Below are 23651 nucleotides of genomic sequence, written 5' to 3'. Positions count from 1 at the left end.
TATTTTAGTGAGTAACTGATTAGATACGTGAAAGATAATTTACTTTGCTTTGGACTTCATTGAACGCAGTATTTCTAACTCTGGCACACACCATTTTAAGTTTTGAGTCTAATTCAAGAGAAATGAGCTGCTTAGGGTCATTATCTAAAATGTTTCTATTTTGTTCTAAGAATGCATACATATCATTAATTTTGTCAAACTGCCCTCTAAATACACCGAATTCATTTGCATTCAGTTTTTTGACCATAGAGAAATTATTGACACATTGATCATTGGTGCTTTTTTTGATAATGGCTGCGGTCTGTTGCTCGGAATCAACCTTTGCTTTCGTGCTGCACCCTCCTAATACCGCACTTGCCATCAATATTACTATCGCCACTGATTTCATAAAATACCCTCATTAATCCTTTATAAGTACTCAACCTTCTATTGGATATGCACTCTCTTATACTGATATCATTGGTGCCATTTCTGCATAGCGATTTCAGTTGTATTTTTCAATAGAATGCAATCCAACGCTTGTAGCAGGCCACACTGTACATCGTGATCTTTTATGCTGTCAAATGGTGATAAGTCAGATCTATACACTATCTAATGCAATATGAGCAGACAAATATTCTATTGAGAGAACTTAAAATGGAGGGATAGATCGTATTCTTATGAATTAATAGTTTTATATTTCAACTTATTTATATAACTCAGCGGAACAACCTAATTAAATTGAAAGCAAAAAAAAATTAAAATTAATTAGAATTATTGACATAGTGCAAAAAAAAACGAAATTAATTACCATTCGCCATAATAAATAAAAACATTTCATCAGCAAATCAACAACAAAATATAACAAGGCTGTGTTTTTACTAGAATATAGCCATGAAAGACTAAAAATTGAGAATTATCTTGGTTAATAGAAATTGCCGTCATGCAGTAAAATAATCATTACTATAAAAATGAATCTATTCTATTTCAGCGTTAATAGATTCCTTAAAGTTTGGTTTATTGCTTTAACGCCTAATTTATTATATATATTTCGCCTGTGAGCACTGGCTGTTTTATTCTTCATATCAAGTACTCTTGATATGTCACTATTATTTAACCCTAACAATATACACTCAAGAACTTCATTCTCTCTATTCGTTAATTGGTTTTTTATTTCCTTCGTCAAACTTGATTGATCAAATTTCTTTGGGGGCTTACGTGAAGATAACAGTTTAACGATTAAACTCTCTATTCTATCAACAGAAGCCGTCTTGCATAGGATCCCATCAGATACAACGGATAAATAAATGAAATCTTCTGTTTTTTCGTCTTTACGACAAAAAACCATAATAAAAGCAAGGGGGTTAAACTCTCTAACCTTACCTATCGTGCTAAAAATTTTAATGGCAGGAATGTTATCAACATCAAGAATGACAATATCTCGGGTATTTGATTGGTTATATAAACTTTCATTGTCAACGGAGTAATATAACTCAACATCAATATCCGGCCTTTTATCTATAACGCGTTTTATTCCTTTAACAATAATCTCTAAGGATAATTTTGTTAAACCACAATCACTAACCACAATAACTCTCATGACGTTGTATCATTCCTTGTCGACTATTTTTATTTATTCAGAACGGAATTGTATTGGGATTACAATATATAAATAACGGTGCCGAAGCACCGTTATTTATCAGGACTAATAATCGATTAGAAGTTGTATTTAACCCCTAACATTACGGCAGTATCACTGTAGCCTTTATCACCTAATTGCTGGCCTACGTTACCCCAGACATTCAGTTGCTTGTTCAGTTGCCCCTCAACACCCAGTTTCAACTCACCGATGTTTTTCGCACCAGCTTGTTTCACGTCAACTCCGTTCATGCTGGTACCGAAGTCTTTGGTATTGTGGATCCAGTTAGCTTCCACAAACGGCTGGAACTCGCGATCCTTGCCATTATCACTTTCGTGGTGCCCTTTCATATAAGAACGTACGCCCAAACGTGTCTGGATATTACCGTCGCCCTCGCCACTTACCTGTGTGCCATTGGCTTCACGGTGCTCGTCAGCCTTCACACCCATCCAAGTGATCTGTGCTTTTGGCTGGATAAAGTAGGTTTCGTTCTTAGACTTATTCTCACCAATCTTGAAGGTGTAGCCACTTTCTACCGAGGCGGTTATCCCTTTCGATTTGTACTCTTCAGTCGCCAGACCTTCGCCTTTCACCGTATTGTTAAACCAGCTGTACTGCGCCCAACCATCAACATACAACCCAGACTTATCTTCGTCATTGGCGTACCAAGTGCTATAGACACCCGCAGTGTAACCATCAACGGAACCATCAGACTGGTAGCCGGATTTCGAGCGAGTATTGCTTTTGCTGTTACCGTAACCGGCCATCACACCTAAATGTAAACGGTTCAGGTCATTGTTGCTCCACTGCGCGATATCGCCACCCAATTGCATCACATAGCGATTACTTTGAGTTTTCAGTTGGCCGCTGGTATCACGTGAACGATTATGCCCGCCCTCATTGCGCAACCACATGCTGGTCACTTTCTGCTCGCCAGTCAGGGCATCAATGTATTGAGTTTCCCCTAAACGATCATGCAGACGGGTGACAAACATATTGTTAGCTGCCGCCAGGTTAGCTGTATAGCTTCCGGCTTCAGGACGCTTAATTTCTTCCTCTGGGCCGACTGGATTTTCTGGATCAACTGGAATTTCAGGATCAACCGGCAAATTACTCAAGCTACTCAGATACCAGTTAGTGGCATTCTGACCCACGCCGCGTTTCAAGCTGTAATCATATGCACCCGCCACAATTCGGCCACTTTGCACAAAATCACCCTCTGACAGACCATTCACCTGAATCAGTTCAATACCATTCAGTGTTTGGGCACCCAAACCACCCGCATTGTCCACACTAACATTGGTGGTTCCGCTGGTGTTGCCGTTGACTATCATGCTGTCCGTGGCGGAGTTATCATCACCCAACGCGGTGTTGAAATGCAGCAAGCCGTTGTTACCCACATAGTTGCCATTCACTACCAATTGATTGCCGGTAGTGCCGGTACCATTACTGGTTTTGTTGCCGATAAACACAGTACCGCTGTTGGTTAAATTCGTTCCGACGGTAAATACATTACTGGCAGGTGCCAGACGGCTCAGTATTGAGGTCACTGGCGCGGTTGGGTTGCCGACAAACAAGGAACCCTTGTTATCAATTGCACCCGCTACACTACCAAAACCGCCCATGAAAGCACCGCTGGCGATATTCACCTGCTGACTAGCCAGTGTCATTGGGTTGGCATTGCTGCCCAGCATAATCCCACCAGCATTAATGTCTGTTTGGCCGGTATAAGCGGCGGTTGATGTTAACGAAACTGTGCCTGCGCCATTTTTGGTCAAGCTACCGGTGCCGATAACACTATTAGCCAGTGCCCAATCGGTGGCTGAGTTCAAGACCAGCGAACCATTATTGGTGACGGACGCGCTGCCCAGATTTGCCGCCTGAGAAACCGCTAACTGGCTGCCATTGTTGATATCAAACAGGCCACTGAACAAGCTGTTATCGCCGCTGGCGTTAATGTCGCTGTTATCTTGCAACACCACACTACCTGCATCACTAATAGCATTCACCAACTGACCGGCTGCACCTTTCAGTGTCAACAGACCGGCGTTGACAATATTACCATTCCCCAGACCTGCTGCATTGTTCAGCACCGCTTCTGCACCGCTGGTAATGGTCGTTACTGCGCTCAAACCGGTGTTAGCGCCGTCAACAGTCAGCACATCAGCGGCAATCGTCAACTCGCCACTGCCGGCCAGTTCACCGTTTGAAATGCCCCCATGACTCAGCGTCAGGTTGCCACCGTTGAGGTTCAATAATGAACCTGCGGTACCATTTAATTCGCCCACGGTTTGGCTGTGGCCGTTCATATCAAAACTAGTGTCTGCTGCCAAAGATAACAGTGAGGTATTCCCCAACACATTATCATTCAACATTTGTAAGGTACCGCTGCGCACCTCGGTAGAGCCGGTGTAATCATTTAACAGATTAGACAGTGTCACGGTATCGCCCGCGCCAGTATCAATCGCTAAATCACCGCTCCCCGTAATTTTGGCACTCAAATCGGCGGCCGGGCCGGTTTTATTGGTGGCATACAGTGACAGCGCATCAGCACCACTGCCCAACAACTCAACCTGAGTCAGACCGTAACCCACATACAAACCATCGTTATTTACGCCACTGGTCAGGCGATAGTCGTAAGTGCCTTTGGCGACCGTGGTGCCGTTCTGTGCAATATCTGCCGTGGTGGCATCGGTAATAATATTGCCATACTGGTCTTTCAACACCAGATTGCCCCCATTACCTTGTACCGCAACATCACTCACCGCCAGTTGCAATAGGGTATTAGCATCATCCTGCTCCAGAATTGGCAGCACAGGATTCACCGGAGTTTGACTATTATCGATGCTGCCGATATTCACTTCTACGATCCCTGCACCCAGCAAATCCATCTCTTTTGTAGTATGGATAGTGCTTTTCGCTACGGTCTCACCCGGTGTTCCGGTGTCAAATTTCACCGTACCACCGTCGAAAGCCAACCCGCCGATAGTTTGGACGCCATCACCTACCGTGGTGATGCTGTCAGCACCCAATTTCAGAGTCGCATTCACCAATGCAGCAGTGTTATCAGCGGCCAGATCAAAAGTGCTGTGGCCTAATGCCAGAACCCCATTAAAAGCATTCTGTGCCGCATTGGCGGTAAAGTTAAACGCCTTTCCTGCGGTATCGACCGCAACAGTACCGAGACCATTGAGTTTGCTGTTAAAGCTCACTGCATTCAGATTGTTAACCTGCAACAGACTGCCGTCGCCCAAGTTAAAACCGGTGTTGGCATTGTCATCTTTCGCATTACCCAGCGCCAACAGGACATTGTCCAGTGTCAGTGTGGAGTTATTGATTAGGTCGATGTATTCCATATTCTGAATAGCATCAGCATCTTTCAGCGTATACACCGAGCTATCAAAGGTCACAGTATCTGTGCCGGTTCCGCCATTCAGTGAACTGAATACGCCAGTATCCGCTGATGTCAGTCCTTTCAGAATGAAAGCGTCATTGCCGCTGCCGGTGGTAAAGTCAGTCCCTTCACTGCCTTGCATCAAGGTCACTGTATTGTTACCCGCCAACAAATTGACCTGGCCAATAATGCTGCCGCCGGTTTCATTGGTGAAGGCCACGCCGTTGCCGGTGTTGGTTAACACGGCTTGCTGCGCTGCACTGTTAGCATGAATACTGCCGCTATTGACGAAGCTAGTAACATTGCCATTGTTGATATCAACCACTGGGCTAGTCAGTGACTGGGATGTCAGTTTGCCGGACTGCTCAACACGGCCAGTCGTGCCTTTAACAATCAAGGCCGCGCCGCCAGCAGCATTTTTCACATTCACACTGGCACCGGTTTTCAGATCCTGACGGGAATTGGTAACAATCCCTTTACCGGCAGCTGAATTGACGTTAATCACCAGGTCAGCCGAATCGGACATGTCCAGCGTGTTATCAGTAATAACGTCGCCCGTATTGGCGAACAAAATACCGGTACCACTGCCGTTCACATTGATCGTGCCAGAGTTGGTCGCCGCCAGAGAGGCCCCGGTGCGGATACCCGCGCCATTACCTACTGTCAGGTTAGTATCTTTTAATTGGATACCCGTAATTTCTGCTTTGTTTTCAATAGCATTACCGGTGCTGCCCGCCATCATAGCGATAGTCGCGCCGTCAACAGTCAGTGCGGTAGCGCCGGTATCAAGCAATACGCCATGAGCCGTGCCGCCCGCGTTAGTCACACCATTGCCAGACAGGGTCAAACTTGATCCTGAACCTAACAAGAAAGCAGCGGTACCATCAGTCGCGGTAACCGTGCCCGAGTTATTGACTATTGAGTTAGCACCCTGAATATTCACCGCAGTGCCATTCACGGAAATGCTGTTTTCGTTGGTCAGGATCCCGCCATTCACCAATACACCGGTGCTGCCAGCCTGAGTAAAATCAATAGAACCTTTATGGATAAGCTCACCGCCATTACGGGCGATATAGCCATAGGCACCGGAAGCGGTGTTACCGGTAGTCAATACCGCTGAACTGGTCAGAACTGATTTGCCGGTAGCACTGGTTGCGATGCCGTCTAATCCGTAATATTTACCATCGACGATACCGGCAGTCGCCCCGTTACCACTCAGTTCTAAAGTTGCATCTGCTGTGATGATACCCGTCGCGCCACCCTCGACTTTGACCCCTGTAGCACCCTCACCAGAGAGAACCATGTTTAATGCGCCAGAGCTAAAGCTACTGCCAGCACCGGTAACCTGAATAAGCGACGAGTTTTTGCCCGTGGCATTCATAGTCGACGCCGTGGTCCCGGCAAAGCTGGCACCTTTATCAACGCGATATAAAGTCGAGCTTTCAGTTGAAACAGTTTCAGCCCCCATCGCGGTGTTATTGACGCTAGCACCGGCACCGTAAATCAGGTACCCGACTTGTTTGGTACCAGAGACAAACTCAACCTGGCCATTACCGGTAACATTAATGGTGCCTTTATCTTCCGCAACCACCCCAATCGCCCCGTCGCCCGTCAGATTAACCTGACCGGAAAGATTAGCGACCGCACCCACACCTACTGCCTGAATCCCGTAGTTGGCCAAATTGGTTAACGGGTCAAGCCCGCTATTCACATAAATATGACCCCTGTTGGTAGCAGAACTGTTGGTCAGCACTTTCATACCGACGGTATTGATACCATTAATGACGATATCGCCATTATTGAAAACATTGGTGGCATTGGCACTGGAGGAAATACCAATGTTCTGACCCGCATTTTGTCCCGTGGTCGCACCAGCACCATTTAGCTCAATGGTACCGTTCTGATTAACCGCTGTTCTCACCCCTTGTGCATCAATAGCTGTCGCGTTTTCAGTTTTGCTGCCAACGATAATTTTGCCGGTCGCATTATTGGTAAAGGTGGCGATATTGCTCAGATTAACCAGATCTTGCACTAATCTGACGGCATAAGACGGGGTCTTAATAGCCAGATCGACCACTGCATCGGTCAGCGACCGCTGAGCTTGGCGGCCAATATAGACAGTGCCATTATTGGTAAAAGTAGAGCCTTTTTGAACACTCACCCCTTCGTTCAGATACCCTGCAGCAGGCGATATATCTACTGTTGCCGCAATGTTGATATTGCCGTTATTGACGAAGGTTGAGGTACCGTCAATGATAGCTGCGCGGGTATAAACACTGGTCCCACGTGAAGCAGTATTTATGACACCATTGTTAGTCACTGAAGAGGCCCCATTCGCCAGAATCGCGGTATGACTCCCACTGGCGACATTCAGTGGCAATGTGGCGGTCGGGGTAGATTTGAAATCCAACATGTCAGGGTTAGTCCCTGCATCCAGAACCCCAGTGGCCTCATTAATGACGGTACTGTCAGTCGCAAATATAATATTGGTCCCACGAACACTGGCGGCGGCTGAACCTAATGTCCCCGCATTATTCAAAGTTGCCCCATCATTCAAGCGCACCACTGAAATGTCAGTATTAAAAGCTTGAATATTGGCATCGGCACCTATATTCACAACGGCGCGCTGACCATCACCATGAATAAAGGCAACGCGACTAGAATCAATGATGTGATTGACTGCGTCGTTGGCGTCAATACCCATATCAAGATAGATAGGGGTGACTTTGGGTGCAGTACTGGAACCAGTGGTGAAATAGGCACGCGCCAACTCAGCCTGATAGCCTTTACTGTCCAGTACAATCGCGCCGCTTTTAATACCGGCGATCAACGCATTATTGTATTGCTGGAAATCAGCAAAATTTTGAACATTCTGCGCACCTAAATAAGGGCTGGTGAATGTACCAGTAAAGTCATCAAGTACCGCGTTTGCCACTGAGGTGCTGCTATCACGAATGTTGTTACTGTTATTTCCCAGATTGACGACTGTTTTAGAATTATAATTTAAAACTGTATCCTGAGTAGATGCAGTAGAGTCAACATAAAATCCTGAAGAGGTTGTTACTTCAGGTTGGCTTTTCAAGCCGCCTTTAAGAATGGCGTTAAAGTAGTTGGTGCTTTCATTAACCCAGCCCGCTGCGGTGCTACCAACATTCACTGTCAGGTCACTGCTGTCTTGCACATGGAATAAGTTACGGTTTACATACTGGCCATTTTCACCCACCGCATAAGAAACCGGCACCACAAAATTAGCCAGTGGTTTAATTGACATCGCCGGGCTGCTATACACATTAATAGTAATTAATGCGCCCGTTCCTTTAGGATCAAGGAAGGTTTCAGTCACCATATCGCCTAAACTGAAAATATTTTTGCTGATCAGATTCTCTGCACCATACAGGAAGTTCCCCGGAGGAATATCACCTAACTTACTGTTTTTAAAACCAGAATCACCACGTGCAATATTGCTAAAATTCCCCGACAAAGTATTATTTGGACCGGTGAATGTCTGTTCAAATTGAGCTTCAGGTGTAAATACTGGAACACTAACATTGGCAGCAAAGGCAGCACTCGCCCCGAAGGTGAACATCAAGGTAATAGCTATCTGGCTCAGACGAGATGGTGTCGCTAAACCTAAAGTCGTATCGACATTACCTGAGCAAGAGGACTTAGCTTTCTTTACTGATTTAGAAAACTCAGATGCAACATCATAACGGCCTAAAGCACTATTCCAAATGACTTTAAATACTCGATTCATAAAACTCTCAATTTTCTCTATGTATTATGGATTATAATTAACGAGCAATACTTCTCACTTAATCAAAAAGTAATTAAGCTGGTGAGCTTTAACTGGTGTATACCTTAAGTCTGATATTGCATCATTAATAACAATGATAAACGTATGAGGTTATGTAGATATATAGGAGGTGGAGACCACATATGTAGGAACAATCCTACATATGATGACAACATAAAAGATTAACTATAAATATCAATTAATTAAACACAAAACAAGCATAAGAATAATCTTATAAAAGTATAATAACCTTATACAAAACAGCCTTGTTTTTATTTTAATTCAGTAACCCATCATAGGTATTTATCAATAAGATAAAATAAAAGAAATGTTTCTTAACCCAAACGCAGACGAATGAAATTTGGGCGGAATGTTATATTTAACTTTAGATGTTTCATTGTACGAATCACTCTTAACAAGAATTGTCCAAGTATATAGAAAAAGCAAGTTTTTTTGGTACATATGATCAGAAATCCCAGAAACACGATATATATGACCAACACACCCAACATAAACCACTTTAACAGAATATTACACTAACGAATGACTTAAAGCTTAGAATAAAAGATCGTCAAATTAAAAAATATAAATGTAAATATATTTACCATTAAATTTACATTGGATCTGTCTTAAAAATAACCATTCAAAAAAATCAATTAAATAATCAAAAAAATATAAAGTTAATTATCAATAACAAATTAGTCGCAAGAAAAAGTAGCCCGTCAATATTGAAGGATAACTAATATTAGACATTGAAAGGCAGAAATGGCACCTTCAGACGATAAGGATAACCCATTGAATTTAAATATTATTCAACAAACAAAGCAGATTGGATATATAAAATTAAATCAATGTTAAAATGAATTTTATTCATATTGGCGTTAAGGTTGGAATGGGGTGTGAATAAAAGGGTAGCAGAAGCCGTGACTCATTAAGCAACTCTAATGCATTAGGATGACGACTCGTTTTTTAAGAAAAAGGCCGGATACTAAAGAAGTCAGCCAGGAGTAGGAGTGTTTGTCGGAGTTTGGGGGAGTATCGGGCAAGCGCGTTGGATACTTGCTGTTCAAAACAAGCTGATTAGCGTATCCAACACGCGTATAACATTCACAACAGTTATCAACCACAATAGCTATAACCTGCGGCCGATTAGCGGAATGGTGTGGCGTCTCCGGCACCTTCGCGGATAACTTCTGGGGAGGAATCAGTTAAATCAATCACCGTGGTCGGTTGTTGGCCCAAAGAACCGCCGTGAATAATTAAATCCACTTGTTTGCCCAAATTTTCTTTGATCTCTTCTGGATCAGACTCAGCAAAATCATTGCCCGGTAACATCAATGTAGTCGACATCAGCGGCTCACCCAATACATCCAGCAATGCCAGCGCAATAGGATTAGACGGCACACGCAAACCGATAGTTTTGCGTTTGTCATTCATCAAACGCCGAGGCACTTCTTTTGTCGCTTTCAGTATAAAGGTGTAATTGCCGGGAGTATTATTTTTGATTAACCGAAACGCAGAGTTATCAACATAGGCGTAAGTTGATAGCTCAGACAAGTCACGGCATACCAACGTGAAGTTATGGTTTCCATCCAATTGACGAATACGACAAATACGTTCCATTGCGGCTTTATCTTCTAATCGACAGCCAAGGGCATAACCCGAATCTGTCGGATAAACCACCACACCACCCTTGCGTAACACATCAACACTTTGGTTGATTAACCGCGGTTGCGGGTTCTCCGGGTGAATATAAAAAAATTGACTCATGATTCTACCTTATCATTCAACGTACGAGTGGGTTAGCTCTCTTGCAGCCAATCACGCCATACCGGTTCTACCCCAGCGGGTAGCCACAATTTGCGGCCCAACTCAATCCAGGAGCAAGGTTGATGGAAATCAGACCCCTGGGATCCAAGTAAATTATAGTCGCGTGCATATTGAGCAAGTTGTGCCCGTTCATGGGGTGCCTGCTGACACTGGGCAACCTCCATCGCATCGCCGCCATGTTCAGCAAAATGCGCTAATAACCGTTTCAGCCATTTCGCCGTTAAATCATAACGCCCAGGATGCGCCAGTACGGCCTGCCCACCAGATTGCTTAATAGCATCAATAGCTTGTTCTATTGTACACCATTGAGCAGGAACATAACCGGTCTTGCCTTTGGCCAAATACTTTTTAAAAACCTGACCGACATTGCTGGCCAGGCCTAACTCCACCAGATAGCGGGCAAAATGGCCTCGTGTCACCTGGCCGCCTTCGGCTAAGCGATTTGCCCCTTCCCAGGCACCCGGGATGCGCGCTTTTGCCAACCGAGCGCTTATCTCCTGCGCTCGAATATAGCGGCGCTCTGATTGTTCACTCAACAACTGGCAAATACTGCCATGCTGGATATCCATGCCCAATCCCACAATATGGATCTCGTGGTTTTCCCATAAGGTGGAAATCTCGACACCGGGAATCAGCCTAATGGGTAATTGCTGTTGCTCGATGGTCGCGGCGGCTTCGGCTAACCCTGCGGTGGTATCGTGATCAGTAATCGCCAATACACCTACGCGCATTTGCGCCGCCCTTATCACCAACGCCGAGGGGCTCAACGAACCATCCGATGCCGTGGTGTGGCTATGTAAATCATAGAGTGTAAAGGCCGTTGAGGTGACAACATCAGTGAAATCAGCCATGTCAGGTGATGTGGTGTTATCAGACGAAACGGGTTTATTAGTCAAAACTGATTTATTAGCCAAAACATGAGTCCGGAAAAAGCGTGGCTGACTATTGTACTCGCTAATGTGACATTAACGTTAATCAATCTTAGTTAGCTTCCCGACCATTAAGACTAATACCCAGATAAAAGAGTTTATTAAAAAACCCTCATTCAGGGGTTGACATTCACCGCGTGAACCAGTTAACTAGTACACAAGTTCACGAGATACCAAGATGCTGATCGGAACCTCAGACAGCACAATGAAAGCAATAATAGAGAGTGACTGATAATGAAAATTTCCCTGATTTCCTTACTGCGTTGGTGGCACATCTCCCTCTCTCGGGCGGTGTAATCGCGCATATCAGTCATTCGACAGTGCAGATTGCTCAGCCCGCTAATAGCGGGTTTTTTTATGGACAGATTTCGGCGTAATCACTTTTTTCAGGAACGACAAATAATGCAAACCTCGCGCCCTACCTTACAGTTATTGACCACCACGGGGTGTTACCGTGATGACCCAACCGCACTGTTTCACCAACTCTGTGGCGCACGGCCAGCAACACTTCTGCTTGAGTCTGCGGAAGTAACCAGCAAACAAAACCTGAAAAGTCTGCTCATTGTAGACAGCGCCCTGCGTATCACCGCGCTAGGGCAGAAAGTGACGATAGAAGCGCTGACACGCAATGGCGCGTCTTTATTACCGCTGTTGGACTCAGCATTGCCAGCACAAGTTAAGATTCAAGTCCGCCCGAATGGCCGTGAACTAACTTTTCCCGTCATTAATGATGTGCAGGATGAAGACTCTCGCTTACAGGCGTTATCCGTTTTTGATGCTTTGCGCCTGCTGCTGAAGCTGGTCGACTCCCCACTGGCAGAGCGGGAAGCCATGTTCATTGGTGGTTTGTTTGCCTACGATTTGGTCGCCGGTTTTGAAAACTTGCCGCCGTTGCGCCAAGACCAGCGCTGCCCGGACTTCTGCTTCTATTTAGCCGAGACATTATTGGTGCTGGATCACCAACACCGCTCTACCCGTTTACAAGCCAGCTTGTTCACCCCGGATAACAGCGAGCACCAGCGTTTAGCGGCCCGTTTAGAACAACTTGCCCACCAATTGCAACAAGCACCACAGCCTATTCCCGCCCAATCAGTGCCGGAAATGGCGTTACAGTGTAACCAATCGGATGAAGAGTACGGCGCAGTGGTCAGTGAATTACAGCAAGCCATTCGCGAAGGTGAGATTTTCCAAGTGGTGCCGTCGCGCCGTTTCTCACTGCCATGCCCATCGCCACTGGCGGCGTACCAAACACTGAAAGACAGTAATCCAAGCCCGTATATGTTCTTCATGCAGGATAATGAGTTTTCGCTGTTCGGTGCCTCACCAGAGAGCGCACTGAAATACGACGCGACCAATCGCCAGATTGAAATTTATCCGATCGCCGGTACGCGCCCTCGTGGCCGCCGTGCTAATGGTGAACTGGACCGCGATTTAGACAGCCGTATTGAGCTGGAAATGCGTACCGACCATAAAGAACTGGCGGAGCACTTGATGCTGGTGGATTTAGCCCGTAATGACCTGGCGCGCATCTGTGAGCCGGGCAGCCGTTACGTGGCAGATTTAACCAAAGTTGACCGCTACTCCTTTGTTATGCATCTGGTTTCTCGCGTGGTGGGCACATTGCGCCACGATTTAGATGTGCTGCATGCATATCAAGCCTGCATGAATATGGGGACATTAAGTGGCGCGCCAAAAGTCCGGGCGATGCAATTAATCGCTGGCAGTGAAGGATCGCGTCGCGGCAGTTACGGCGGTGCAGTGGGCTATTTCACCGCCCATGGCGATCTGGATACCTGCATTGTGATTCGCTCGGCTTATGTTGAAGACGGGATCGCCACGGTACAAGCGGGTGCCGGTGTAGTACTCGATTCTATCCCACAGGCGGAAGCCGATGAAACCCGTAATAAAGCCCGCGCGGTTCTACGGGCGATTGCCACTGCACACCATGCCAGGGAGGTGTTCTAATGGAAAAGAATTTAATGGCCGATATCTTGCTGCTCGATAATATCGATTCCTTTACTTACAACCTGGTTGACCAACTGCGCTCAAGTGGTCATCGCGTGGTGATTTACCGTAACCACATTGCCGCTGACACCATTATTGAGCGCTTGCAACAGCTCGAGCAACCGGTGCTGATGCTGTCACCCGGCCCCGGCACCCCAGCACAAGCGGGCTGTATGCCGGAGTTGTTACAGCGCTTACGCGGTCAGTTGCCGATTATCGGTATCTGCCTTGGTCATCAAGCCATTGTTGAAGCCTATGGCGGCCATGTCGGTCAGGCCGGCGAAATATTGCATGGTAAAGCTTCAGCCATTGAACATGACGGACGCGGCATGTTTGCAGGAATGCCGAACCCGTTACCGGTCGCCCGCTACCACTCATTAGTCGGCAGTAATATCCCAGCAGAATTAACCGTTAACGCCCGTTTTGGCGAAATGGTGATGGCGGTTCGTCATGATGCCCATCGGGTATGTGGCTATCAATTCCATCCAGAATCGATTTTAACCACCCATGGGGCCAAGTTGCTGGAGCAAACCTTAGACTGGGCGCTATCCCCTTCGCGCGTATAACCGCAAGAGTGTTAGCTGTAACGCCCAACTCTTTGGGGCTGAATATTTAAGGAATATCAGATGCACAATCTATTACCAAAAGAATTGTTATTAGAAAAACTGTTCTGCGCCGAGTCTCTGAGCCAGCAAGAAAGCCAGCTATTATTTGCCGCGATTGTGCGCGGCGAACTGGAAGCCAGCCAATTGGCTGCGGCATTAATCAGCATGAAAGTACGGGGCGAAACCCCCGCCGAGATTGCCGGTGCCGCACAAGCTTTATTAGCCGATGCGCAACCTTTCCCGCGCCCCGATTACCTGTTTGCCGATATTGTCGGTACCGGCGGCGACGGCACCAACAGCATTAATATTTCCACTGCGAGCGCCTTTGTCGCCGCCAGTTGTGGGGTGAAAGTGGCCAAGCACGGTAACCGCAGTGTCTCCAGCCGATCTGGCTCGTCAGACTTGCTGGCCGCCTTTGGTATTCGCCTCGACATGAGCGCCGAACAATCGCGTCTGGCCTTGGATGAGTTAGGGGTTTGCTTCCTGTTTGCGCCGCAGTATCACACCGGTTTTCGCCACGCGATGCCGGTTCGCCAACAGTTGAAAACCCGCACCCTGTTTAATGTGTTGGGGCCATTGATTAACCCCGCCCGCCCGCCGTTGGCATTGATTGGTGTGTATAGCCCTGAACTGGTGTTGCCGATTGCTCAAACCCTTAAAGTCTTGGGTTATCAACGCGCTGCCGTGGTGCATGGCGGTGGAATGGATGAAGTGGCGATTCATGCGCCGACACAGGTCGCGGAGCTAAATAACGGCCATATTGAAAGCTACGAATTAGCGCCCGAAGACTTTGGTTTAAATCGCTATGAACTTGGCTCACTGCAAGGTGGCGCACCGGAAGAAAATCGTGACATTTTAGCACGGTTGTTACAAGGTAAGGGTGAAGCAGCACACGCGGCAGCCGTCGCGGCTAACGTGGCGTTATTGCTGAAGTTACACGGGCAAGAAAACCTGCGCCACAACGCGCAGCAAGCATTGGAAATGATTCACAGCGGTCGGCCTTTTGAACGTGTTACCGCTCTGGCAGCAAGAGGATAAAATCATGCAGGAAACCGTACTTCACAAAATAGTGCGCGATAAGGAAATCTGGGTTGCCGCGCGGAAATTGCAACAACCTCTGGCCAGCTTCCAAAATGGCATTACCCCGAGCCAGCGCGATTTTTATCACGCGCTACAGGGCGACAAAACCGTGTTTATTTTGGAATGCAAAAAAGCATCGCCATCCAAGGGGGTTATTCGCGATAATTTTAACCCGACAGAGATTGCGGCAGTTTATAAAAATTACGCCTCGGCTATCTCGGTTCTGACGGATGAAAAATACTTCCAGGGCAGTTTTGATTTCTTGCCGCAAGTCAGTGCCGTGGTAACTCAACCGGTATTGTGCAAAGACTTTATTATTGATGCTTACCAAATTCAGCTCGCCCGTTTTTATCAGGCTGATGCTATTTTGCTGATGTTATCTGTCCTGGATGATGAAACTTATCGTCAACTGGCCGCCGTGGCTCATAGCCTGAACATGGGCGTGTTGACCGAGGCCAGCAATGCCGAAGAGCTGGAAAGAGCCATTGCATTAGAGGCGAAAGTCGTCGGTATCAATAACCGAGATTTACGCGACTTATCTATCAGCCTTGATCGCACCCGTGAACTGGCCCCCCGCTTGCCCAAAAACGTGACGGTCATCAGCGAATCCGGCATCAATACCTACCAACAAGTGCGCGAACTCGGCCACTTTGCCAACGGGTTCCTGATTGGCAGCGCGTTGATGTCTGAACCCGACCTGAATGCCGCGGTACGCCGCGTATTACTGGGCGAGAATAAAGTCTGCGGTCTGACCCGCGCCCAAGATGCCGCCGCGGCTTACCAAGCTGGAGCAGTGTATGGCGGGTTGATTTTTGTCGGAAATTCACCCCGTTATGTGGATATTGCGCAGGCCCGCACCGTGATTAGTGGTGCGCCGCTAAAATATGTCGGTGTGTTCCGTGATGCTAAAGTCGAGACTATACAACAAACAGCTGAGCGCCTGTCGCTAACCGCCGTGCAATTGCATGGGCATGAAGATCAAACCTATATCAACCAACTGCGGGAGGTATTGCCCGCCAGTTGCCAGATTTGGCAAGCATTGAGTGTCAGTGACACTGTGCCAGCGCGCAACTTACTGCATGTCGAGCGCTATGTGTTGGATAATGGCCAGGGGGGCACCGGCCAACGCTTTGACTGGTCATTATTAGCCGGTCAGCCATTGGACAATGTCCTGCTGGCAGGCGGGCTGGGGCCGGATAACTGCGGTGCTGCGGCGCAATTAGGCTGCGCTGGCCTGGATCTCAATTCCGGTGTCGAAAGTGCCCCCGGCATTAAAGATCCCCAAAAGATTGCCGCGGTATTCCAGACATTACGCACCTATTAAATCATAAACACATTTGGGTTAACCCTATACCCAATAGATTTCAAGATGCAGGAAGGCGGTAAGCAAGATAATCCCGATGAGCTTACACAAGTAAGTGATTCGGGTTAGCAAGTGCAGCCAACACACCTGCAGTTTGAAAGATGACGGGTATATAAAGGACAGAAAAATGACCACATTGAATCCCTATTTTGGCGAGTTCGGGGGCATGTATGTCCCCCAGATTCTGATGCCAGCATTAAAGCAATTGGAAGAGGCTTTTGTCAGTGCTCAGTTAGACCCTGAGTTCCAGGCGGAATTTCAGGATTTGCTCAAGAACTATGCCGGGCGTCCCACCGCTCTGACCCTGTGTCAAAATTTGACCGCGGGGACTAAAACCAAGTTATATCTGAAACGCGAAGACCTGTTGCACGGCGGCGCGCACAAAACAAATCAGGTGTTAGGCCAAGCTTTATTAGCAAAACGCATGGGTAAGACAGAAATCATTGCTGAAACCGGTGCCGGTCAGCATGGTGTGGCGTCAGCATTAGCCTGCGCCCTGCTCGGCTTAAAATGCCGCATTTATATGGGCGCTAAAGATATTGAGCGCCAGTCACCCAACGTATTTCGTATGCGCTTGATGGGAGCCGAAGTTATCCCAGTGCACAGTGGCTCCTCGACACTGAAAGATGCGTGTAATGAAGCCCTGCGTGACTGGTCTGGTAGCTACGAAACCGCCCACTATATGCTGGGAACCGCCGCAGGCCCGCACCCTTACCCAACGATTGTGCGCGAATTCCAACGGATGATTGGCGAAGAAACTAAAGCGCAAATGCTGGCCAGAGAAGGCCGCCTGCCAGATGCGGTGCTGGCATGCATCGGTGGCGGTTCTAACGCCATTGGGATGTTTGCTGATTTTATCGATGAGCCGGGCGTGGGCCTGATTGGCGTAGAACCGGCCGGGCTGGGTATCGAAACCGGCCAACATGGTGCGCCACTCAAACACGGCAAAGTGGGTATCTACTTCGGCATGAAATCGCCGATGATGCAAACCAGTGATGGTCAAATTGAAGAATCTTACTCAATTTCTGCTGGTTTAGACTTCCCGTCTGTCGGGCCACAACATGCTTATTTGAACAGCATTGGGCGCGCGGATTATGTTTCAGTGACCGACGACGAAGCTCTGGAGGCGTTTAAAGCACTGTCATGTAAAGAAGGGATTATCCCGGCATTGGAATCTTCCCATGCACTGGCGCATGCTTTGAAAATGATTAAAGCATCACCAGAAAAAGAACAGATACTGGTGGTGAATCTGTCCGGGCGTGGTGATAAAGATATTTTCACCGTTCACGATATCCTGAAAGCACGGGGAGAAATTTAATGGAGCGTTATCAACAGCTTTTCCAACAATTGGCCGCCAAAAAAGAAGGCGCATTTGTGCCTTTCGTGCAACTGGGTGACCCAACACCAGCGCTTTCTTTAGAGATTATCGACACCTTAATTGCCGCCGGTGCCGATGCCTTGGAGCTGGGTATTCCCTTCTCTGACCCATTGGCGGATGGCCCGACGATTCAAAACGCGGCGCTGCGCGCTTTCGCCGCCGGTGTGACTCCGAGCATTTGTTTTGAGATGCTGGCCGAAATCCGCAAAAAGCACCCCACTATTCCTATTGGGCTGCTGATGTATGCAAATCTGGTCTTCCATAACGGAATTGATACTTTCTATCAGCGCTGTGCTGATGTGGGTGTCGACTCGGTGCTGATTGCTGACGTGCCGTTTGAAGAGTCACTGCCCTTCCGAACGGCGGCCTTGCGCCACGGAATTGCGCCTATCTTTATCTGCCCGCCGAATGCAGATGATGATTTATTGCGGGAAATAGCCTCTCATGGCCGCGGTTATACCTATCTGCTTTCTCGTGCAGGGGTGACCGGTGCGGAACACCATGGCCATCTGCCCTTGAATCATTTAATAGATAAACTGCGTGAATACCATGCCGCGCCAGCCCTGCAAGGTTTTGGTATTTCAGAACCGGAGCAGGTGAAAATCAGCCTGGAGGCTGGAGCAGCAGGCGCTATTTCAGGTTCTGCGATTGTAAAAATCATTGAAAACAATCTCTCTCAGCCCACTGAGATGCTCGCCCAATTGGCGAGTTTTGTGACTAAAATGAAAGCAGCGACCCGCAGCTAGTGCCCTTAGAGCGCCTGATGACGTCACCGACTCAGGCGCTTTCTTCCTTATTTTCAATACCTTTCTCACGCTCTATTCAGCATAAATTTGTATAAAAGACATTCATAACCAATACTAATAATGTGTAACACACTAAGCATTTTTTTACATTTAGGATGCGGAGAGTGTCAGCACCCCTGAGTGAAATATGCGTTAATAATACTTTGAGCTAAACATGGAGAGTCATTTATGAAGATTTTTAAGACTTTGGCAGCCTTATGTATTGCAGTGGTGATGGCGATGGCAATATCTGCTTGTGCGCCGACAGCAAAATCGGAAGGAACCGGTGGTTATCTGGATGATACTGTGGTGACGACGAAAGTGAAATCTGCGCTGCTGGGTGAGAAGAATCTAAAATCGACTGAAATCAGTGTTGAGACGTTCAAAGGGCGGGTTCAGTTGAGTGGTTTTGTTAGCTCGCGTCAGGATGCAAACCGCGCGGTACAGATTACCCGTGGCGTACCTGGGGTGAAATCTGTTAGTGATCAAATGCTTATCAGGTAATTGTGTGTGAGTAAGCACCTATTATAGTCTGGAGACTGGCGGGGCGACTGCACCGATGGGCACGCCGACGGCTTACGCCGTTACGATCCATTCGGTACATTTCCCCGCCTATTGATGCTAAAAACGAAAAATATTAGCCAAAGTCATTGGTGTTACAGCCAGTAAGGTCAACTACAAGTCAGTGATTCAGGTAAGTGAACGCAGCTAACATCACTGTAACGCCAAGGATGAAGGATAATTAGAAACGATAGCCCGCGCCGAACATAAACACCCATGGATCAAGGCGAGTATGAATACTTTGTTCTTGACCCGCGGCTTTGAATTTCACGTCAGTTTCGATATTCATCCACCAGACAGACATATTCACCATCCAGTTTTCGCTGACCATGTAATCCAAACCGGCCTGACCGGCCACTCCCCAAGAGTCTTTAACACTTAAATCCGTCAAACCAGCAGAAGTGCCGGTATTGTTGAATTTCTCATCAAAGAAAGTGGTGTAGTTCAGACCTATCCCCAAGTACGGGCGCAGTTTGTCTTGTTTATCACGGAAATAATACTGTGCCATTAATGTCGGTGGCAATTGCTTAACTTCGGCAATATCGCCGGTCGGCCCAAGGCCAACCTTATGACGGAACGGCGTCGCGGCCAACAGTTCGACCCCGATATTATCAGTAACCAGATAGCTGAAGGTCAGGCCCAACTGGGTATTATTATCCGCTTTGAAGGAACCATAACCTAATACATCATCAGAACCTGTATTGGGTCTGACAGTTGCCGTCCCTGCCCGGAAAATATAATCGCCCGCTTGGTGCGCACTTACCGCAGTCGATGTCAGAGTTGCTACGGCTAACAATGCCAAAGTGACTTTTTTCATTATCCATTCCATTTGTAGGTATATTCGCGAACAGAATATACCTACAAATAAGTATTCATGATCCAATCGAGATCACATCTTTCGTAACAATTTGGATAAATCCTAAATTAAGTAGGGTTATTTAATTCCTTAATAACATTGAAATTGATCTGGATCATAAATGGCTGTTTACATCAAATTGTGCTCACAGCCATTGCTGAAAAAGACAACAGTGGTGATGCTGCTATGCTTGGATGTCATATGTGTGAAATCGTGATCGGTTGGCTGTTTACTTTGTAAGGAGCGGTAGATTAAAGATGAGCGCTGAAATAAATCCGTGTGTCAGTTGTGGGGCCTGCTGTGCCTATTTTCGAGTGTCATTTTATTGGGCTGAAGGCCAGGATGGCGGCGGCACAGTTCCCCCTACCATGACCGAGCAAGTCACTCCCTTTATTAGCTGTATGTCCGGCACTAACTGCAAATCCCCGCGCTGCACCGCCCTTCAGGGAGAGGTGGGTCAGTCTGTTTCTTGTTCAATCTATGGTCAGCGCCCTTCTCCTTGTCATGAATTTGAACCGTCGGGGGAAGCCGGGATTCACAATCCGGATTGTGACCGCGCCCGTGCCCACTACGGCTTGCCACCGTTACCTGTTGATAACATCCAGATAATTAGAGTAGAAGAAATCCGCTGTTGGCCAATGACAGGATCCCACAGCGCGCCATAACAAGGTATAATCATCGGCTAAGCGCTATTTTTTCATCCCAAGGAGCTTTCATGCCTATCACGGCTAACACTTTATACCGTGACAGTTTTAACTTTTTACGCAATCAGCTACCCGCCATTCTGTTGCTGGCGCTGCTGACTGCGTTCATTACCGTCATGTTAAATCAGGCATTTATCCCTGATACTGAACAACTGAGTACCTTAAGTTCCACAGAAAATGATTTCGCATCATCAGGCAATATCAGCATTACAGAATTAGTGGCGCAACTCACGCCAGAGCAACAGATTGTGCTGCTCAAAGTGTCAGCGGCGGCCACTTTCTCAGCATTAGTGGGTAATGTATTGTTAGTCGGTGGTATGTTGACGCTGATTTCTATGGTTTCTCAAGGCCGTCGTGTTAGCGCATTGCAGGCAATTGGCATTTCCTTGCCTATTTTACCCCGCCTACTGCTGCTGATGTTTATTGGCACCTTGTTAATTCAGTTGGGAATAACCCTGTTTATCGTGCCGGGTATCGTCATTGCTGTCGCACTTTCCCTGTCACCCGCTATCGTCACGACAGAAAAAATAGGCGTTTTTGCCGCCATGAAAGCCAGTACTAAATTGGCGTTTGCCAATGTACGGCTGATTGTGCCAGCAATGATGCTGTGGATAGCGGCCAAACTGATTTTACTGTATTTGGTCAATCACTTGACGGTATTGCCGACGCCCATTGCCAGTGTCGTTTTAGCTTCACTGAGTAATCTGGTTTCCGCATTATTGCTGGTGTATTTGTTCCGCTTATATATGTTATTGCGCCCGACCGATACTACCGTATAAATATCAGTCAGATAATAGTAAAAAAGGGCCATTACGGCCCTTTTTGTTGTTTGCGATAAAGTTGTCTGCAATTGAGCCGATTTAAATCAACTGACTTCCGGCTCGCCAACAGGTTCCTCTCTCTCTGCCACCCGCTGTTTACTCTGAATCAGCTTGAGGGCTAAATAGAGATCGGGCACCAAAATTAGGTCATCATCATGACTTTTCAGCCGATTAATCCGGAACCAGCGCGTCAGTTCAGTGCGCCGCCCCGCCAATATCAGCTTAATATTGCGCTGTTTTAAGTCGCGTTTAAGTTCATCAATCGCCGCCAACACACTGATATCCGCATAGGTAAAGCTCGCGACTGCATCAATCACCACCCAATTGGCCGGATGTGGTGTGCTATCGACCAGATTCAGAATGCGCCGTTTAAAATAGGCGACATTGAAATAGGTCAGTGGCGAGTTAAAACGGTAAATCATCACGCCGGGTACTGGTTTAATCCCATTGCCGCTGCGCATTGAATGGATCATGCCATCGGCATTCACCCCCAATAATTGCTCTGTCGGGCGGAAAACGGTGCGCAAGAATTGTAATAAGCCCAGCAATACCGCCAAACCAATGCCACTGATAACGCCGACCAATACTACACTGACGAAAGTAAAAATCGCCAAATAGAAAGCTTGCGTATTACGTTTGCGTAATTGCCATAAGCTCCTAAAACCAAGCAAAGACCAGGCGGCATAAATCAGCACCACGCCCAGTGCTGCTATCGGGATATATTGCAGTGGGCGAGTTAAGAAAAACAACACCATGGCGATAACTAAAGCGGCGATAATAGAGACTAACTGGCTCTTACCATTATTGGCATCATTCACCGCGGTGCGGGTGCTGGCCCCACTGATGGCAAAGCCCTGAGACAAAGCAGACACAATATTGGTGACACCGAGCGCGCGCAACTCGACATCCGCATCTACTTCGTAACCATTCTTCGCCGCAAAACTGCGGGCGGTGAGCATCATACTGACAAAGCTGACTACCGCCAGGTTGAGTGCCGGGATCACCATGTCACGTAACAGGCCGGGCTGGAAATCTGGCCAATGCACCATCGGCAAACCGCCGTCAAAACCCCCTACCACCCCAACACCAAATTGCTGCATATTGGCAGCCCAAGAGACGAAGGTCGCCATGATAATCGCCAACAAAGGCGCGGGCCAATTAGGCCGTAACCACTTGACGCCATACAGCACCACAAAAGTCAGTAATGAAATCGCGACAGTGGGTAAATGGCTGTTAATCAAATTATGCGGCAGCGCCAAAACCCGCTCAATCAATTGAGGTGGGCGAGTCATAAAACCAAATACCTTGCCCAATTGATCAACAATAATGGTAACCGCCACCCCATTGAGTAAGCCGGTCAGTATTGGCCGCGACAATAAATCCGCCAACGCTCCCAGCTTGAAGCGGCTAGCCACCAAACACCATGTCCCCATCATCAGCGTCATCATGATGGTAAGCTGCCAGTGAACCTCACTGTTCCCTGCCGCCAATGGGGCAACCACCGCCGCGATGACCGCGCAGGTAGCCGCATCCGGCCCGACAATCAATTGCCGCGATGAACCAAAAAAAGCGTAGGCAATCATCGGCAAAATACATGAATACAAACCAACGGCAGCACTAACGCCGGTCAATTCCGCATAGGCAATAGCGATGGGTAATGCCACTGCCGCCACCGACAACCCGGCTCGTATGTCTGGCTTAAGCCAGACACGTTCATAAGCCATTAATTGGGTCAAACCCGGCATCCAATACCGGAGTGATTTCCTCTGCATAGTGACTCCACAAGCTTTAACCCAATATCTGTTGCTTATAATGCTGGGTTAGTGGCTGACTGGCAATATACAGACAAAATCTGTTACGTGTTTATCGTAAGTTTCTGCAAATTCCTCTGGCAGAGCGCGCATTCCCGCAGATAATTAAGGATAATAGT

General features: G+C 47.3%; 14 protein-coding genes, 1 pseudogene and 1 other annotated feature. Of the genes and pseudogenes, 8 read left to right on the top strand and 7 right to left on the bottom strand.

Annotated elements, in window-relative coordinates; all coding sequences use genetic code 11:
- Positions 1-19 precede the first annotated feature (19 nt).
- The 5 genes from DX162_RS16060 to rnm all read right to left on the bottom strand — a co-directional run bounded on the left by DX162_RS16060 (position 20) and on the right by rnm (position 11549).
- Positions 20-388, bottom strand: a complete 369-nt coding sequence (locus DX162_RS16060; protein WP_004390870.1) for a hypothetical protein — start codon at positions 386-388, stop codon at positions 20-22.
- Between the two features lie 573 nt (positions 389-961).
- Positions 962-1579: a helix-turn-helix transcriptional regulator gene (locus tag DX162_RS16055; protein ID WP_004390871.1), complete on the bottom strand. Its 618-nt coding sequence runs from the start codon at positions 1577-1579 to the stop codon at positions 962-964.
- Positions 1580-1695: 116 nt separating this feature from the next.
- The gene (locus tag DX162_RS16050; RefSeq protein ID WP_004390872.1) at positions 1696-8766 is read right to left on the bottom strand and encodes an autotransporter outer membrane beta-barrel domain-containing protein; all 7071 of its coding nucleotides are present in this window, start codon (positions 8764-8766) and stop codon (positions 1696-1698) included.
- Positions 8767-9954: 1188 nt separating this feature from the next.
- Entirely contained in the window at positions 9955-10575 is a 621-nt protein-coding gene (locus DX162_RS16045; protein WP_004390873.1) for an L-threonylcarbamoyladenylate synthase, read from the bottom strand.
- A gap of 32 nt (positions 10576-10607) precedes the next feature.
- A complete protein-coding gene (gene rnm, locus DX162_RS16040) occupies positions 10608-11549 on the bottom strand; it encodes an RNase RNM (RefSeq protein ID WP_032819947.1) in 942 nt (313 codons plus the stop codon).
- 273 nt (positions 11550-11822) lie between these two features.
- Positions 11823-11923: a sequence feature (Trp leader region), on the top strand.
- A 43-nt stretch (positions 11924-11966) separates the two neighbouring features.
- Here rnm and DX162_RS16030 point away from each other — a divergent pair.
- The 6 genes and pseudogenes from DX162_RS16030 (at position 11967) to DX162_RS16000 (ending at position 19283) form a co-directional block, all read left to right on the top strand.
- Positions 11967-13529, top strand: a complete 1563-nt coding sequence (locus tag DX162_RS16030) for an anthranilate synthase component 1 (RefSeq protein ID WP_004390876.1) — start codon at positions 11967-11969, stop codon at positions 13527-13529.
- A 14-nt stretch (positions 13530-13543) separates the two neighbouring features.
- Positions 13544-15211: pseudogene (gene trpD, locus DX162_RS22600) on the top strand (bifunctional anthranilate synthase glutamate amidotransferase component TrpG/anthranilate phosphoribosyltransferase TrpD).
- A gap of 4 nt (positions 15212-15215) precedes the next feature.
- On the top strand, positions 15216-16577 hold the full coding sequence (gene trpCF / locus DX162_RS16015) for a bifunctional indole-3-glycerol-phosphate synthase TrpC/phosphoribosylanthranilate isomerase TrpF (protein ID WP_080548296.1): 1362 nt from the start codon (positions 15216-15218) through the stop codon (positions 16575-16577).
- A gap of 166 nt (positions 16578-16743) precedes the next feature.
- A complete protein-coding gene (trpB, locus tag DX162_RS16010; protein ID WP_004390879.1) occupies positions 16744-17934 on the top strand; it encodes a tryptophan synthase subunit beta in 1191 nt (396 codons plus the stop codon).
- Positions 17934-18740: a tryptophan synthase subunit alpha gene (gene trpA, locus DX162_RS16005; protein WP_032819948.1), complete on the top strand. Its 807-nt coding sequence runs from the start codon at positions 17934-17936 to the stop codon at positions 18738-18740. The genes trpB and trpA overlap by 1 nt, the downstream gene beginning before the upstream one ends.
- A 228-nt stretch (positions 18741-18968) precedes the next feature.
- Entirely contained in the window at positions 18969-19283 is a 315-nt protein-coding gene (locus DX162_RS16000) for a BON domain-containing protein (RefSeq protein ID WP_004390880.1), read from the top strand.
- A 238-nt stretch (positions 19284-19521) separates the two neighbouring features.
- On the opposite strand, the gene ompW is transcribed toward DX162_RS16000, so the two are convergent.
- Positions 19522-20157 carry an outer membrane protein OmpW gene (gene ompW, locus DX162_RS15995; RefSeq protein ID WP_072076376.1) on the bottom strand — a complete coding sequence of 212 codons (636 nt, stop codon included), beginning with the start codon at positions 20155-20157 and terminating at the stop codon, positions 19522-19524.
- Positions 20158-20453: 296 nt separating this feature from the next.
- Between ompW and DX162_RS15990 the strand changes: the two genes are divergently transcribed.
- Together DX162_RS15990 and DX162_RS15985 are read left to right on the top strand one after the other, a co-directional pair.
- Complete coding sequence (locus DX162_RS15990; protein ID WP_032819949.1) at positions 20454-20861, top strand: YkgJ family cysteine cluster protein; 408 nt, start codon at positions 20454-20456, stop codon at positions 20859-20861.
- 50 nt (positions 20862-20911) lie between these two features.
- The gene (locus DX162_RS15985; RefSeq protein WP_004390882.1) at positions 20912-21679 is read left to right on the top strand and encodes a YciC family protein; all 768 of its coding nucleotides are present in this window, start codon (positions 20912-20914) and stop codon (positions 21677-21679) included.
- An 86-nt stretch (positions 21680-21765) separates the two neighbouring features.
- On the opposite strand, the gene DX162_RS15980 is transcribed toward DX162_RS15985, so the two are convergent.
- Positions 21766-23493, bottom strand: a complete 1728-nt coding sequence (locus DX162_RS15980) for a SulP family inorganic anion transporter (protein ID WP_032819950.1) — start codon at positions 23491-23493, stop codon at positions 21766-21768.
- Between the last annotated feature and the right edge of the window lie 158 nt (positions 23494-23651).

The sequence above is a fragment of the Yersinia kristensenii genome (assembly GCF_900460525.1).
Lineage (GTDB): Bacteria > Pseudomonadota > Gammaproteobacteria > Enterobacterales > Enterobacteriaceae > Yersinia > Yersinia kristensenii.
This window is presented reverse-complemented; position numbering and strand designations above follow the sequence as displayed.

Coding starts and splice junctions, on each gene's coding strand:
- DX162_RS16060 (WP_004390870.1), bottom strand. CDS start 388: ATGAAATCAGTGGCGATAGTAATATTGATGGCAAGTGCGGTATTAGGA.
- DX162_RS16055 (WP_004390871.1), bottom strand. CDS start 1,579: ATGAGAGTTATTGTGGTTAGTGATTGTGGTTTAACAAAATTATCCTTA.
- DX162_RS16050 (WP_004390872.1), bottom strand. CDS start 8,766: ATGAATCGAGTATTTAAAGTCATTTGGAATAGTGCTTTAGGCCGTTAT.
- DX162_RS16045 (WP_004390873.1), bottom strand. CDS start 10,575: ATGAGTCAATTTTTTTATATTCACCCGGAGAACCCGCAACCGCGGTTA.
- DX162_RS16030 (WP_004390876.1), top strand. CDS start 11,967: ATGCAAACCTCGCGCCCTACCTTACAGTTATTGACCACCACGGGGTGT.
- trpCF (WP_080548296.1), top strand. CDS start 15,216: ATGCAGGAAACCGTACTTCACAAAATAGTGCGCGATAAGGAAATCTGG.
- trpB (WP_004390879.1), top strand. CDS start 16,744: ATGACCACATTGAATCCCTATTTTGGCGAGTTCGGGGGCATGTATGTC.
- trpA (WP_032819948.1), top strand. CDS start 17,934: ATGGAGCGTTATCAACAGCTTTTCCAACAATTGGCCGCCAAAAAAGAA.
- DX162_RS16000 (WP_004390880.1), top strand. CDS start 18,969: ATGAAGATTTTTAAGACTTTGGCAGCCTTATGTATTGCAGTGGTGATG.
- ompW (WP_072076376.1), bottom strand. CDS start 20,157: ATGAAAAAAGTCACTTTGGCATTGTTAGCCGTAGCAACTCTGACATCG.
- DX162_RS15990 (WP_032819949.1), top strand. CDS start 20,454: ATGAGCGCTGAAATAAATCCGTGTGTCAGTTGTGGGGCCTGCTGTGCC.
- DX162_RS15985 (WP_004390882.1), top strand. CDS start 20,912: ATGCCTATCACGGCTAACACTTTATACCGTGACAGTTTTAACTTTTTA.
- DX162_RS15980 (WP_032819950.1), bottom strand. CDS start 23,493: ATGCAGAGGAAATCACTCCGGTATTGGATGCCGGGTTTGACCCAATTA.